General features: G+C 60.0%; 11 protein-coding genes. 4 read left to right on the top strand and 7 right to left on the bottom strand.

The window, feature by feature from the left end; all coding sequences use genetic code 11:
• Both BMW76_RS39090 and BMW76_RS39100 read left to right on the top strand, forming a co-directional pair.
• Nucleotides 1-762, top strand: a 762-nt coding sequence (locus BMW76_RS39090; protein ID WP_090874050.1) for a diaminopropionate ammonia-lyase, incomplete at its 5' end; no start/stop codon positions are given.
• Nucleotides 763-1,770: 1,008 nt separating this feature from the next.
• Entirely contained in the window at nt 1,771-2,943 is a 1,173-nt protein-coding gene (locus BMW76_RS39100; RefSeq protein WP_015004388.1) for a branched-chain amino acid ABC transporter substrate-binding protein, read from the top strand.
• 947 nt (nt 2,944-3,890) lie between these two features.
• Here BMW76_RS39100 and BMW76_RS39110 read toward each other — a convergent pair.
• The 7 genes from BMW76_RS39110 to BMW76_RS39140 all read right to left on the bottom strand — a co-directional run bounded on the left by BMW76_RS39110 (nt 3,891) and on the right by BMW76_RS39140 (nt 12,373).
• Entirely contained in the window at nt 3,891-4,643 is a 753-nt protein-coding gene (locus tag BMW76_RS39110) for a FadR/GntR family transcriptional regulator (protein WP_015004386.1), read from the bottom strand.
• Nucleotides 4,644-4,819: 176 nt separating this feature from the next.
• Entirely contained in the window at nt 4,820-5,572 is a 753-nt protein-coding gene (locus tag BMW76_RS39115; protein ID WP_015004385.1) for an SDR family NAD(P)-dependent oxidoreductase, read from the bottom strand.
• 31 nt (nt 5,573-5,603) lie between these two features.
• Entirely contained in the window at nt 5,604-6,344 is a 741-nt protein-coding gene (locus BMW76_RS39120; RefSeq protein WP_090874052.1) for an SDR family oxidoreductase, read from the bottom strand.
• Nucleotides 6,345-6,375: 31 nt separating this feature from the next.
• Nucleotides 6,376-7,572 (bottom strand): NAD(P)/FAD-dependent oxidoreductase, encoded by a 1,197-nt coding sequence (locus tag BMW76_RS39125; RefSeq protein ID WP_090874053.1) that lies wholly within the window; start codon nt 7,570-7,572, stop codon nt 6,376-6,378.
• A gap of 36 nt (nt 7,573-7,608) precedes the next feature.
• Nucleotides 7,609-8,439 (bottom strand): NAD-dependent epimerase/dehydratase family protein, encoded by an 831-nt coding sequence (locus BMW76_RS39130; RefSeq protein WP_090874054.1) that lies wholly within the window; start codon nt 8,437-8,439, stop codon nt 7,609-7,611.
• Between the two features lie 9 nt (nt 8,440-8,448).
• Nucleotides 8,449-10,131 carry a hydantoinase B/oxoprolinase family protein gene (locus BMW76_RS39135; protein ID WP_090874055.1) on the bottom strand — a complete coding sequence of 561 codons (1,683 nt, stop codon included), beginning with the start codon at nt 10,129-10,131 and terminating at the stop codon, nt 8,449-8,451.
• Nucleotides 10,118-12,373 (bottom strand): hydantoinase/oxoprolinase family protein, encoded by a 2,256-nt coding sequence (locus BMW76_RS39140; RefSeq protein ID WP_245763578.1) that lies wholly within the window; start codon nt 12,371-12,373, stop codon nt 10,118-10,120. Before BMW76_RS39140 ends, BMW76_RS39135 begins: the two co-directional genes overlap by 14 nt.
• Before the next feature lie 388 nt (nt 12,374-12,761).
• Here BMW76_RS39140 and BMW76_RS39145 point away from each other — a divergent pair, with 388 nt between their 5' ends.
• Both BMW76_RS39145 and BMW76_RS39150 read left to right on the top strand, forming a co-directional pair.
• Nucleotides 12,762-13,712 (top strand): branched-chain amino acid ABC transporter permease, encoded by a 951-nt coding sequence (locus BMW76_RS39145; protein WP_015004379.1) that lies wholly within the window; start codon nt 12,762-12,764, stop codon nt 13,710-13,712.
• Between the two features lie 62 nt (nt 13,713-13,774).
• Nucleotides 13,775-14,620, top strand: an 846-nt coding sequence (locus BMW76_RS39150; RefSeq protein ID WP_090874057.1) for an ABC transporter permease subunit, incomplete at its 3' end; no start/stop codon positions are given.

Raw genomic sequence — 14,620 nt, forward strand, 5'->3', positions numbered from 1 at the left:
GCGTATGGCGCCGAGATTGTCCGGATCACCGGAAACTACGACGAGTCGGTCGAAGAGGCGGCTCGCCTGGCTTCGCTGAACGGCTGGCACGTCGTTTCCGACACGTCATACGACCGTTACGAAGACATCCCGCGTGATGTGATGCAAGGCTACGGCACGATTGCAGCGGAGATCGTCGAGCAGAGCGATAGCCAGCCGGATCAGCCGGCCTACACACACGTGTTTCTTCAGGGCGGTGTCGGTGGCCTTGCAGCAGGATTGGCCAGTTACCTGTGGGAATTCCATGGCGAACATCGTCCGCGATTTATCGTCGTCGAACCGCAGCAGGCCGACTGCCTGTATCAGAGCGCATTGGCGGGACACGCTGCTCGTGCGACGGGCTCGGTCGACTCCGTAATGGCTGGACTCGCTTGCGGCGAGACCTCGCCGCTCGCATGGAAGTTTCTCCAACCTGGTGTCGATGATTTCATGACGATCAGCGATGACGATGCAGTGAACGCCATGCGTATTCTGGCTGCCGGCAGCGATACAGATGCACCGATCATTGCTGGCGAGTCGGGTGTAGCGGGTCTCGCGGGTCTCATCGTACTGCTGCAGAACCCGCAGCTGGCGAGGCAAGTGGGCCTCGATAGCGCTTCCCGCGTATTGCTCGTCAATACTGAAGGCGCAACCGCGCCCGCTACCTATCAGGAACTGGTCGGGGAGTCCGCCGAATCCGTTCATGAGCGCCAACTGGCCTGGCGTGCCAAAGCGATAGCCTGAGCGAATTTCGCATTGCCGTCATCGCAACCGCAATGACGGCATCCATCGACCAGCACATAAGAAAGCGCCGCGAGAGCGAGGATGAGTCGTGCCTCAGGACGCGATTCAGCATCATGAAGGTACCGTCAACCGAAGTGCGGGGCTAATTGTATTGCCGTTACAGGCGTAGATTCGATTATCGGCTCGGGCTGGCTCCTTGACGCCTGGCATGCGTCGAGAATCGCAGGGCTGGCCGCCGGCATTGCGTGCGGTCCGCTATGCGCGTCATTTTCACGGGACACCGCTCGGATTTGCGTCGGAGCAATGGCGCTCTGCCTTCCATGCTCATGGGTGGGTCCGAGCAGTGGCGAGCCGACTGGGTGCTCGCGCTCGCCGCTGGTGAGAGCTTCTTGGATCGGGCCGATTCGGGAGTGCTTTCAGAGGCAAAGACTGACGAGGTACGCGCGCAGTGTATGCGGTTCGCGCGATCGCGCTGGAACAGCGCCACGATCCGTGCGTCGTCACCGGCGACGGTCCGCACGCGGCTGCGATCCCAATATTCGCGTTGCGTCAGTGAGCGCGCGGAAAGTTGCCTTGACTGCGCTCGCTGGCTGCAGAAGCCAGCCGTCGGCGTGCCCCTGCAGCTAAACGAATGCGCTTGCGATTCCATTGAGAGCCGCACGTCATCGCGGCACGTTCCAACCTGGCAGTGGACGCGTATGTGGTAAAAGCCAACGCGTGCGCGTTGCGAACCATGAGGCGGTCTCAACCAGAGAACAACGGCCAACAACCTTCGTCGATTTCCCATCGGCGGCAACTTGCGACGACTGCGCCTACTTGTCGAAAACCCTGGATCGTCAGAGCCTTTTGATTCGTTGACATATGACGTCTCACCTAATACTGTATATGACACGGACCGGAGTGAAACGTCGTCTGCGTCGTTCGGCTCAGCGATCCGCAGCCCGTACGGATGGTCGTTGCGCCAGCCGGCATCTTGCGCTTCAACTTTTTGACCCCGCAGAGGAACTTATGAAGATTCCGCATTCACTTAAATTAGTCGCGTTAGCGACATGCCTGGCCACCGGTTCATTTATCGTTTGTCCGGCGGCGATTGCGGCGGACGTGACGATTGGTTTCGCCGCTCCGCTGACGGGGGCGTCCGCCCACTACGGCGTCGATCTAAAGCGTGGCGTCGAGTTGGCGATTGACGACGCCAACGCCAAAAAGCTCGTCATTGGCGGACAGCCGGTGCATTTCGTACTGGATGCGGAGGATGACCAGGGCGATCCACGGATGGGTTCGCAGGTCGCACAAAAGCTTGTCGACTCGAAGGTTGCGGGAATCGTCGGTCACTTCAATTCAGGGACGAGCATCCCGGCATCGCGCATCTACTACAACGCTGGCATCCCGATGGTGTCTCCGACCGCAACGAACCCCATGCTCACCTCGCAGGGTTTCAAGACGGTATTTCGCGTGACCAACTCCGATGCGCAGATGGGTCAACTCGCCGGCCATTCTGCGGTGCAGGCTCTGAAAGGCAAGAACATCGCCGTCATTGACGACCGGACGGCGTTTGGCCAGGGAATGGCCGATGAGTTCGTTAAAGGTGTCGAAGCTGCCGGCGGAAAAATCGTCGATCGTGAATTTACAACCGATAAGGCGGTCGACTTCAAGTCCCAGCTCACACGGATGAAATCGTTTAATCCTGACGTCATTTTCTGGGGTGGGCTCGATCAGCAGGCAGGAATGCTGATCAAGCAGATGCGCCAGCTTGGCATGAAGGCTACGTTGCTCGGTGGTGGCAGCTTTGAAAACGAGACTTTCCTGAAGGTTGCGGGCGAGAGCGCCGAAGGTGCTGTCTCATGGGACTATGGCGTCCCGTTGTCGAAGCTGAAGGCAGGCAAAGAATTCGACAACAAGATGAAGGCGAAGTACAACGAAGGGGTCGTGGCCTATTCGCCTTCCGCCTATGACGCGACGTGGGTTCTGATCAATGCGATGCAGAAGGCAAATTCGACAGATCCGAAAGTCTACGGTCCGCTCATCAGGTCGGTTTCCTTCGAAGGCGTGTCGGGAAATATCGCCTTTATGCAGAACGGGGACATGAAAGATCCGGCTGCGACGTTCTACAAGGTGATTGGTGGCAAATGGGTACCGCAGGCAGTCGCGTACGGCGACAAGGTTGAGCCTTTGCAGAACTGACGAACAACCACGGTTGGTCCAGTACGCCGGTGGGTCATTACTATCAAGTAACGCGTTGATCCACCGGCGCCCGAAAAGTGAAGGTCCGATCGATTGGTGTTTGCATCGACCGCGATCGAGAGGAACTGCAAATTGCCTCGACGACAGTCACGAGCAGGGCGATTTTCTCGCAGCAACACGGGGGCTCCCGTCCTGTACGATGATCTCGATCGCCACGGGTCGATAGCGACGATTTCGATGCGGGGCGTAGACTCCCTTCAGCGCATCCGGCTACAAGATCAGTGGACGGGGCTTACTCGCCTTCAACGTACGACGACCATATGTGCTGATCAACGCGTTACAGAAAGGGAATTCCTCAGACTCGAAGGCCTACGGTTCCCGCATCTGGTCGGTCTCGCTTTCATTCGACTGCGTCAGGGATGTCGCCGTGCTCGCGCTGGATACGAGCGATGTACGATTTGCGGTCCTTCGCGTTTCGCTTTGTGCTTCAGACGCAGATCGATGATGATGTTCTCCCGTCCCAGCGAGGGAAGAATTGAAGTGAATTGCGGGTGGTGCTCAACACTACCGGGAGGCGAACCCGGAATCTGCTTGCGGGCACTCCCGCGGCGTCGAGCAATATTGCTGTATAGGGCGCTCACGTTGAGCGCCGATTACTCGGAACGTGCGTTCGAGAGATAAGACTGTCGATCAGATGACGCCGCATTGCGCCCCGCGCGTACCCTCATCCGTTTGACGGCGACGGCAGATAGGCGCCACATGTGGTCGCCTAGTGCGATAAGGTCGAGCCATCAAGAACTGAAGCACCGGTCAATTATGAAATGTGGGATTGGAGTTGGCTACATGATCTACAAAACAGCGGATACCTGTCTGTAGTCCGGCAGATCTAATCTTGCGGCAGTGGACCTTTTTCGACGTCAGGATGGATGCGATCGACGAACAATCATCTAATCGGAGCGGGTGCTCGAAAGATTGTGATAACGCTCAAGACTTTCATTCAGGTGCCGTCGCATTGCGCGCCGCGCGGCGCTTTCGTCATGTCGCTCGATCGCCTCAAGGATGTCGCCATGTTCACGCTGTATCCGCCTGATGTACGTCTTGCGTTCCTTGGCGTTCGCTTTCGCGTGCTTGAGACGCAAATCGATGATAATTTCCTGGCCTAGCGTGCGGAGGATAGAGGTGAAGTGCGGGTTTTCTGAGCAGGTCGCCACGGCCAGGTGAAACTCGAAATCCGCTCGCGCGCACGCCGCGTCGTCGTCAACGGCGACGATTTCCATTCGGGCATAGACTTCCTTCAGCGCCTTGAGGTGATGCTGCGAGCGACGCATTGCTGCATACGCCGCACATTCAGTCTCGACACCGATGCGCAGTTCCAGCACATGCATCGAGTTGTTCAGCGTCGCCGTATCGATAAAATCCATCTCAGCCGACTGTCCGGCACCATCGGAAACAAAAACGCCGACTCCATGGCGTGCGATGAGACGGCGGCCAAGCTTGAGCGAAGCAACGGCTTCGCGTATGACGGTACGGCTGACGCCAAACTCAGTGCAAAGTTCTGGTTCCGTCGGCAGTTTCGAACCGGGCGCATATTCGCCGCGGTCGATCTTGTCGTTCAGTGCCTGGATAACCAGTTCAGTCAGGCTGCGGCGCTTTCCCGCGCTCGCGGCAGTCTTCAATAGCGTTTCAGCGTCCAGAGTCATTCCGTGTACTCCACACCGGATCGGGGAGTGCCCTGCAATTCTCGGCTGCAGGCGTGCCGTGCCGGCGTCCAGGAATCCGGGGTTTGACCTGCGCCGTATGACATAGTATGACTTTACCACACACCCGCCACCGTCGTCCGACCCACGACGTTCGCGAGGCGGGTCGGTGATGCAGGTCAGGCGTAGATGTAACCGCCGCTCACGATGACGTTTTCGCCGGTCGCGTATGTATTGCGCGCACTTGCCATCATGACGACCCACTGAGCGATTTCTTCAGGTTCGGCCGCACGACCGAGCGGGTTAGCAGCGGCGAGTTCGCCAAGGAAGCCGGCCTTCTTTGCTTTCTCGGTCGCGAAGCCCGCGGGTGCAACGGAATTCACAAGAATGCCGTCCTTCGCCACTTCATGTGCGAACGACTTCGTGAGGCTCACGACGGCGGCCTTCGTCGCCGCATAGTGTGCGTTCTGGGGATGTGCCTTGAATGCATCGACGGACGTGATGTTCACGATGCGTCCTGCGACATGCGCTTCGACTTTCGGACGGCTACGCATGTGCTCGATCGCGGCGACCATCATGTGATACGTGCCCTTGATGTTGACCGCGTTCTCGAGGTCCCACTCGTCATCCGAAATTTCGAGAAGGGGACGGCGCGGATAGATCGCGGCGCTGTTGATCAGGCAATCGACACGGCCCAGCGCTTGTAGCGCCTTGCCGAAAACTTCGTGCGCGGAATCCTTGCGCGTGATGTCGCCAACCGCGCCGAATACCTGATGACCGTCTGCCTTCAGCGCCGCAACGGTTTCGTCAAGCAGCGGCCCGTTCTTGTCGATCAGCGCGATGCTTTCTGCGCCATCTGCCAGCATCAGCCTGGCGACTGTCAGCCCAAGGCCGGAAGCGCCGCCAACGATAACGACTCGTTGATTCTTCATGATTTGCGAATGTCCTTTCCAGTGTGGTGAATTACTCGACGGAGACGATCTGTGATCCGCCGGCTGCCTGGTCGGTAGGGAAAACTTCCATGCGCGAAACATCGACGGCCTCGGGCAGCGAAAGCGCCGTGGCAATCAGTTCAGCGATGTTTTCAGGCTGGATGGAGCGATAGGCGTCATACAGCTTTTCGTTCGCGCTTTCGGCGCCGAGCGCGGTGCGATACAGGCTTGTCTGCACCCGGCCTGGTGCGACTTCCGTGACGCGCACCTTCGTGCCCAGCAGATCGCAACGAAGTGAATCGCAGAACATGCTGATGCCAGCCTTCGTCGCACCATAGACAGCAGTATTCGGGTGGGGGAAACGGCCAGCGCTCGACCCTACAAAAAACAGATGGCCGCGCTTGCGTTTGATCATGCCGGCAAGCGCCATGTGCGCAAGACGCAGCGGCGCGCGCAGGTTGATATCGATCATGCGGTCAATATCCGCCAGATCGCTCTCGCCAAACCTGGCGATGGCCGGAAGCAGGCCTGCATTGTTCACCACAACATCAATTTCGACGCGCTCGAACAGATCGTGCAGCGGCGTCGTGTCCTGCAGATCGATCGCGATCGGCGTGACATTGCACCCGGTCGCGAGCGCATCGAGCGCTTTGGCGTCGCGCCCAAGTGCGTAGACGCGCAGGCCGTCCTTGATGAGCCGTTGGGCGATCGCGCGCCCGATGCCGCTGGATGCGCCGGTGACCAGTGCGGTCTGATAAGAATGGGAAGTCATGTTCCTGCCTTGAAATTAATTGGGAACAAACTCAGATCACGCCTTCTTCGAGGAACGGCTCGTTTTTGACCACGCGCTCATAACCGAGAGGCGAAAGATCGAGCGACCGGTATTTGCCGTAGGTGATCAGTTCACTCAGGCCTCGACCAACAGCAGGCGACTGCTGGAGACCGTGCCCGCTGAACCCGTTGGCGAAGAGGAAGTTGGTGACCTCGGGATGCGGCCCCACGACAGCATTGTGATCGAGCGTGCAGAAGTCGTAATGGCCCGCCCACGAATTGACGACCTTGATGGCCTCGAAAGCGGGAATGCGTTCGGCCAGTGCCGGCCAGATCACCTCTTCGAACTCCGAGTGAACCACGTCGAAGTCGTTGACGTCCGCAAGCGGGTCGGGGTCCGGATAGCAGCCGGTGAGATAGTACTGTCCTTCCGGGCGGAAGAAGATGCCCGTCGTGTCGATCGTAAGCGGCACGATGCCCTGTAGCGGCGTGCGGCAGTCGAATACGAACAGGCAGCGCTTTCTCGGTTCAACGGGAATGTCGAGGCCCGCGAGCCGCGCCATCGCCGGGCCGCGCGTGCCGGCCGCGTTAACCATGACGCCGCAACCGATCGTCTCGCCGCTCTTGAGCGTCACGCCGGTGATTCGCGCGCCTTCACGAACGACGCCCACCACCTCGTTCTCGATGTATTCACTGCCGAGCGCGCGGGCTTTCTTTCGCATGCCCTGAAGCAGGCCGTAACTGTCGAACCAGCCCTCGCCGCTCTGACCGTAAACCCCGTTCACCAGACCTTCGGTATTCAGCCACGGGAAGTGCGTCTTCAGCTGATCGGGATCGAGCAGCACGACATCCGCGCCATTCTCGCGCTGGGTCGTATAGTTGCGCTCGAACATCGGCGCGCCCGTCGCGTCCCCGAGATACAGGTAGCCGTTCTCCTTGAACCCGAGTTCGGGCGCTTCGCCGTCCACCGCCACAAGTTCATGAAAGTTGCGGATGAACTCCGTGCCGAACTGCGAGATCCTGATGTTCAGCGGGTTCGAAAACTGATGACGGATCGAGGCGCTCGACAGGGCGGTCGCAGATTGCGCGTACGTCCAGTCGCGCTCGACCACCAGCACGGAGCCCTTGAAATCAGGGTTTTGCGCGAGAAAGTATGCGGTCGCGCTTCCGACGACAGCGCCGCCCACGATCACGACATCGTAGCGGGGCTTGGATGCTTGCTGTGCCATCTCAATGTTTCCAGAAAGTCAATCGGGGTTGCGAGCTTACTTCGTCTTCGAATCTTCGAAATGTCCGTCCGCAGCGAATTGACCACCCTGGAAGCGGACTGCGGGATTGCGCGGATCGCCCACAGGCGTGTTCGCATAGACTTCGGCGCGATATGCGTCGGCGGAATCCTTCGGGCGGTAACCGAGATAGGCCGCCTGCGAGTTGTCCCAGAAGTTCGCGCTGTTGTTCGAATTGCCGTAGACGATCATATGACCGACGCTCGGCGTCATGATCGACTGGATGCACAGATGCGAGAAATCTTCGTAGGAGAGCCACGTCGCGAGCATGCGGCGATCGATCGGCTTTGGAAAACACGAGCCGATGCGCACGCATACGGATTCGAGGCCGAACTTGTCGAAGTAGTAGCGCGACAGGTTTTCGACGAACGTCTTGCTCACGCCATACAGGCTGTCGGGCCGCTGCGGCACGTTGGCATCGATGGTCTGCGTGCATTCATAGAACCCGATCGCATGAACCGAACTCGCATAAATCACGCGCTTCACGCCTTCCTGACGCGCGGCTTCGTAGATGTTGTAGCTGCCCATGATGTTCGAATCGAGAATGACCTGAAAGGTATTCTCGCGAGGCGCGCCGCCCAGGTGGATCACAATGTCGACGCCCTTTATCATGTCGAACACGGCATTTCGGTCGGCCAGATCGCAGACGAAGTGCCGTTCGTTCGCGCGGACGTCGCCGAGTGGTTCGCGATCGCTGAGCGTGAGTTGTTCGGCGTACGGTCGCAGCGAGTCGCGCAGCACGGAGCCAAGCGCGCCCGCCGCGCCCGTAATCAGGATGTTCTCGAAGGGAGGCTTGGTGATGTCGGTCATGTCTGCTCCTTACTGACCAGCCGATGTCTTAAGAGCGTCGAGCGTGATGCCGTAGTCATCACGCAATTGCGCTTCGGAGATGTACTCGTTGCGGATATCGCGCAGCAAGGCTTCGCGGTCGCGTTGTTCCGGAGAACCCACTCCACCTCCGCCGGGCAGCGAGAGCGTGACGCGTTGATGTTCAGCAACGGCTTGCGTGCCTTTGCCTCTCATCTTCGTGCCATCCGACAGCGCGACCTGCCCCGGCGCGCCGGACTGGCCGCCCGATTGACCGCGGGCCGGATGATCAATGCGGTCGAACATCGCATTGAAGCGGAAGTGATAGCCGGCGCGCGGTCCGATTTCGACGATCTGACCCAGACCGCCACGCAGCCTGCCCGCGCCACCTGAACCGGAACGAATTTCCTTGCGCCACACGACGATCGGTCCCACCTGTTCCGTCGCTTCGACCGACATGGCGTGTACGCCACTCGGAAAGGCGGTGGCCGACAGGCCATCGAGTTCCGCCCGCGCGCCCGTGCCGCCGCTGTTGAACATCAGGATTTCGCTGCCCTTCAGACCCGAACCCTCACGTACCGGGCGTGCGCTGACATGCAGGTTCCACAGTGCGCCGGAACCTTCGGCGGGCACGCGATCGGGCAGAATCTTGTGTAGCGCGCCCAGCACGAGGTCGGGCACAAAATGACCGAGCACGTGGCGAACCGCGACTGGGCTGGGCCGCTGCGCGTTGAGAATGCAGCCTTCCGGCGCCTGGACGCGAAACGGTTCCAGCGATGCAGCGTTGTTCGGCACTTCCGGCGCGATGATGCACTTCAGGCCGTAACAGGCGTAGGCCTTCGCATACAGCAGCGGTACGTTGATGCCGTACGGACTGGCGGGGGAGGATCCGGCGAAATCCGCCAGCAGGTGATCCTCGTCGACGGTGAGCGTCACATTAAGCTTGACAGGCGTGTCATAGCCATCGAGCGTCATCTCGTTGGTCTGGGTACCCCTCGGCAACGCGGCGATGCGCTCGAGGGTCGCTTCGCGACTGCGCGCAAGGATGAATTCGCCGATGCCTTCGACGTCCTTGAGGTCAAACTCCCTCAGCATGTCGACCAGACGCTTGTGGCCCGTCTCATTACATGACGCCAGTGCGTACAGATCGCCGACGACCTTGTCAGCCTCGCGTACGTTATTGCGCAGGATATTGATCAGATCGCGATTCACTTCGCCGCGCTCGATCAGCTTCATGATCGGCACGAAGAGTCCTTCCTCGTAGATTTCCCGCGAATCAGGGCCGAAGCCACGGCCGCCAATATCGACGACGTGTGCGGTGCTGGCAAAGTAGCCGATCAGCTCGCCCTCATGGAACGAAGGCGAGACGACCGTGAAGTCATGCAGGTGCCCCGTGCCTTTCCACGGATCGTTTGTCAGGTACACATCGCCTTCGTACATCCGGTCGACGCCGATGGCGTTCATGAAGTGCTCGACGGCTTCGGCCATCGTGTTCACGTGGCCGGGTGTGCCCGTCACGGCTTGTGCGAGCATGCGGCCGCGCTTGTCGAAGATGCCGGCTGACAGGTCGCCTGCTTCGCGCACGCTAGTGCTGAATGCAGTACGGATCAAGGCCATCGCCTGCTCTTCCACCACAGAGATCAGGCGGTTCCACATGACCTGCATGTGAATCGTGTCGAGATTACTGAGAGACATGGTTTTGCTCCTGATTACCGGCGGCGTTGAGTTCTTTTGCGACCACAAGCAGACAGCCGTCAGGCTGGACCGTCGCGTCGAAAGAGGAGGTGACAAGGGTCGACGTTTCGGGCTCGACGATGATGGCCGGACCCGTCACCGTTTCTCCCACCTTCAGCGAGCCGCGCTCAACGATCGCTGCGTCAACGAAGCGATGCAGGGCCGCGTCGAAGATCTTGCGCGTCTTTTGCGGGACAACGGCTTCGTGGGACGTCACAAGTTTCAGTCGCTCGACAGGCGGAAGCGGTGAACTGGCCTTGACGGCCCAGCTGACAATTTCGATATCGAGGCCTTCGATCGGGCGGCCGAAGAACTGGGTATAGGACCTGGTGAATGATTCGGTAAATGTCACGCGATCTTCGGCAGTGAACCGGCGGTGCGGAATCGTGACGGGAATCTCCCAGCCCTGACCGACGTAGCGCATAAAAGCCTTGATTTCGACGACTGGCTCCGTTTCGCCCGAGCCCTGACGCGCGAAGTGCACTGCCTCGGTGCTCAACTGATCGATGATCTCGTTGAGCGCGCTCGCGTCGAATTCATTGAACCGCATGCTCGCGCTGCGAACGCTCTCGTAGCCGAACGGCGCGCGCAGAAAGCCGATTGCCGAGCCGACACCCGCGCCGGGCGGAACAATGAATTTTTTGATGCCGCTCTTTTCGCACAGGCGCGCAGCGTGAAGGGGGCCGGCGCCGCCGAAGGTGATCATCGTGTAGTCGCTGATGTCCTTGCCGCTTTCGACAGCATGCACGCGCGCGGCGTTGCTCATGTTCTCGTCCACGACTTCGGCCACGCCATAGGCGGTTTCCTCGGCGCTCAGGCTGATTGCGCCGCCCACTTCCTTGACCATTGCCGCCGCTGCTTTATCGGCGGACAACTGGATCGAGCCACCTGCGAAGTTCGCGGGGTCCAGTCGGCCGAGCAGCAGGTCGGCATCGGTCACAGTCGGCTGCGTGCCGCCGCGCTGATAACAGGCGGGACCGGGCTCGGAGGCGGCGCTATGCGGACCGACGCGGATCTGGCGCATCACATCGAGCGAGGCAATCGATCCGCCGCCGGCGCCGATCTCGACCATTTCGACAACGGGAATCGAGATCGGCATGCCGCTGCCTTTCTTGAAACGATAGGTGCGGGCGACTTCGAAGGTGTTGGCCGTCTTGGGCGTCAGATCGTCAATCAGGCAGACCTTGGCGGTCGTGCCACCCATGTCGAACGAGAGAACGGTATTCAGATCGTAGCGCGCGGCGATGTGCGCGGCGAAGATTGCACCGCCCGCCGGACCCGACTCGACCAGGCGCACCGGAAACTCTGATGCGCTTTCGATCGAAACAATGCCGCCGCCGGAGTGAATGATGAAGATCGGGCAAAGGGCGCCCGCTTCACGGACCTTGCCCAGTAGCCGGTCCAGATAGGACTTCATGATCGGGCGGACATAGGCATTGGCGCAGACCGTATTGAAGCGTTCGAATTCGCGGATCTGCGGCGAGACTTCGCTCGAAATTGACACCGAGACGTGAGGCAGACGCTTTTCGATTGCATCGCGCATCTGGCGTTCGTGCATGCCATTGGCGTACGCGTGAATGAAGCCGACTGCGACGCTTTCGTAGCCGCCTTGCGCGATGCGATCGACGATGGCATCAATCTCGGCCTCGGTCGGAGCGAGCAGGACGCCGCCTTGCGCGTCGATCCGCTCGCCGAGCGTAAAACGGTCGCAGCGTTCGACCAGCGGGGGAGGGAGCTTGATGTTCAGATCGTACTGTTCGAACCGGTTCTCGGTACGCATCTCGATCGTGTCGCGAAACCCCTGTGTCGTGACGAATGCGGTCTTTGCACCGCGTCTTTCGATGAGAGCGTTGGTGGCCAGTGTCGTGCCGTGAATGATGACACCGATGTCCGTCAGTGCGATGCCGGCCTTGTCAGCAACGATGCCGATGCCCTTGATGATGGCGCGCTCGGGCGCCGTGTAGTCCGTAAGGATCTTGGTGGAAAAAAGCCCTCCACCGAGTTCAAGCGCGACGTCGGTGAACGTCCCACCAATATCCACACCAACCCGCGCCTTGTCGTGACTGGCCACCATGACTCTCCTGTTTAAGACCTGTGACATGCGCCGGGCGGAAAGCCCGACGAAAGTTCCTGTCGACAGCGATTGGAGGAGCGCGCAGCCGATAGATTGCGCCTCTTCAACCGCCCCATCTCCTCCTGGCATGACGGCCGCCCAAGCCGTTATTTTTCGCCCGTTGACATATGATGAGTGACGTCCTACAGTGCTGTCAACACGAACAAAAAAATTTTGTTTCGGGCTTTATTTTCATTTAGCGTATCGAGAATGTAAATCCCTGTTTTACAAAGGATTTGTACCGATCTAGCCTCGTTGCACGGGTGTTGAGGCCAGCCGGTATCAGTAACAGTACCTATAGGCGAGGAGTCTCGGAAAACCTAGTTTTCGGTTCTTTTTGGGAGGGGATTGAGGTCGCGTTCCGGTGGGTGGGTCGTGCATTGTTCGCGGCGCACTGTTTCTGTTTTTTGTCGTCGCGTCGGCGGGTGAACGCCGGCCGTTCGACCACATTGCTCCCGTGGAGCATCACGAGGTATTGGTGGATATCTTTATTCAGCAGATTCTCAACGGACTGGTGCTTGGCAGTGTCTACGCCATCATCGCACTCGGCTACACGATGGTGTACGGCATTCTCGGCATCATCAACTTCGCGCACGGCGATGTGCTGATGGTGGGTGCCATGATCGCGCTCTCGGCCATTGGCGTATTGCAGAACCATTTCCCCGGTCTCGGCAATGTGCCGACACTGTGCATCGCGCTGGCCATTGCCGCCGTAGTGTGCGCGGTGGTGGGCTACACGATCGAGCGGCTTGCGTACCGGCCGTTGCGCAAGGCACCCCGTCTCGCTCCGCTGATCACCGCGATCGGCGTGTCGATCCTGCTACAAACGCTCGCGATGATGATCTGGTCGCGCAACCCGCTGCCGTTCCCGCAGCTTCTGCCGACCGATCCCCTCAATGTGATCAAGGCCACGGACACGACGCCGGGCGCCGTGATCTCAATGACCGAAATCGTGATCATCGTCGTGGCGTTCCTCGTGATGGCGGGCCTCCTGCTGCTCGTGCACAAGACGAAGCTCGGCCGCGCAATGCGCGCGATCGCCGAGAACCCGGGCGTTGCCTCGCTGATGGGCGTGAACCCGAACTTCGTGATCTCGGCGACCTTCATGATCGGCTCGGCGCTCGCTGCGCTGGCGGGCGTGATGATCGCGTCCGAATACGGCAACGCGCACTTCTACATGGGCTTCATCCCCGGCCTGAAGGCGTTCACGGCAGCCGTGCTCGGCGGTATCGGCAACCTGGGCGGCGCGATGGTCGGTGGCGTTGTGCTCGGGCTCATCGAACAGCTGGGTGCGGGCTACATCGGCAACCTCACGGGTGGCGTGTTCGGCAGTAACTATCAGGACGTGTTCGCGTTCATCGTGCTGATCATCGTGCTGGTGTTCCGTCCATCGGGCCTGCTTGGCGAGCGGGTCGCAGATCGCGCATAAGTTGTCGTCGCATGGCCGGCAAATGAGTTTTGTAGCAAATCAATATATGGAGACACGTAACTATGACCTCTGTCCAGCGCATCGAGCCGTCCACGACGCTCATCCCTGAACGGAACCCGGCGAAGACGCTGACGGTGGGCATCCTCACCGCCGCGTTCGTGATCGCCGCGCCGATGATCATCGGCACGGCAGGCGGCAACTACTGGGTCCGCGTGCTCGACTTCGCGATGCTGTACGTGATGCTCGCGCTGGGCCTGAACGTGGTGGTCGGCTTCGCCGGCCTGCTGGACCTGGGCTACATCGCGTTCTATGCAGTGGGTGCCTATACGGCAGCACTGCTGAGCTCGCCACACCTGTCGTCGCAGTTCGAATGGATCGCGCATCTTGCGCCGGGCGGCCTGCACACGCCGTTCTGGATCATCGTGCCGATCGCGATGGCGATTGCCGCGTTCTTCGGCGTGATTCTCGGCGCACCGACACTGCGCCTGCGCGGCGACTACCTCGCCATCGTGACGTTGGGCTTCGGGGAAATCGTCCGGATCTTCCTGAACAACCTCGACCGTCCGGCGAACATCACGAACGGCCCGAAGGGCATCACGGGCATCGATCCGATCCACGTCGGCGACTTCAGCCTCTCGCAGACGCACTCGCTGTTCGGCTTCCAGTTCCCGTCGGTGTACTCGTACTACTACGTGTTCGTGCTGTGCGCGCTGCTGGTGATCTGGGTGTGTACGCGCTTGCAGCACTCGCGCATCGGCCGCGCATGGGCCGCGATCCGCGAAGACGAAATCGCCGCGAAGGCGATGGGCATCAACACGCGTGACGTGAAGCTGCTCGCGTTCGCGATGGGCGCGTCGTTCGGCGGCCTGTCGGGTGCGATGTTCGGTATGTTCCAGGGCTTCGTGTCG

This window comes from Paraburkholderia diazotrophica (assembly GCF_900108945.1).
GTDB classification, from domain to species: domain Bacteria; phylum Pseudomonadota; class Gammaproteobacteria; order Burkholderiales; family Burkholderiaceae; genus Paraburkholderia; species Paraburkholderia diazotrophica.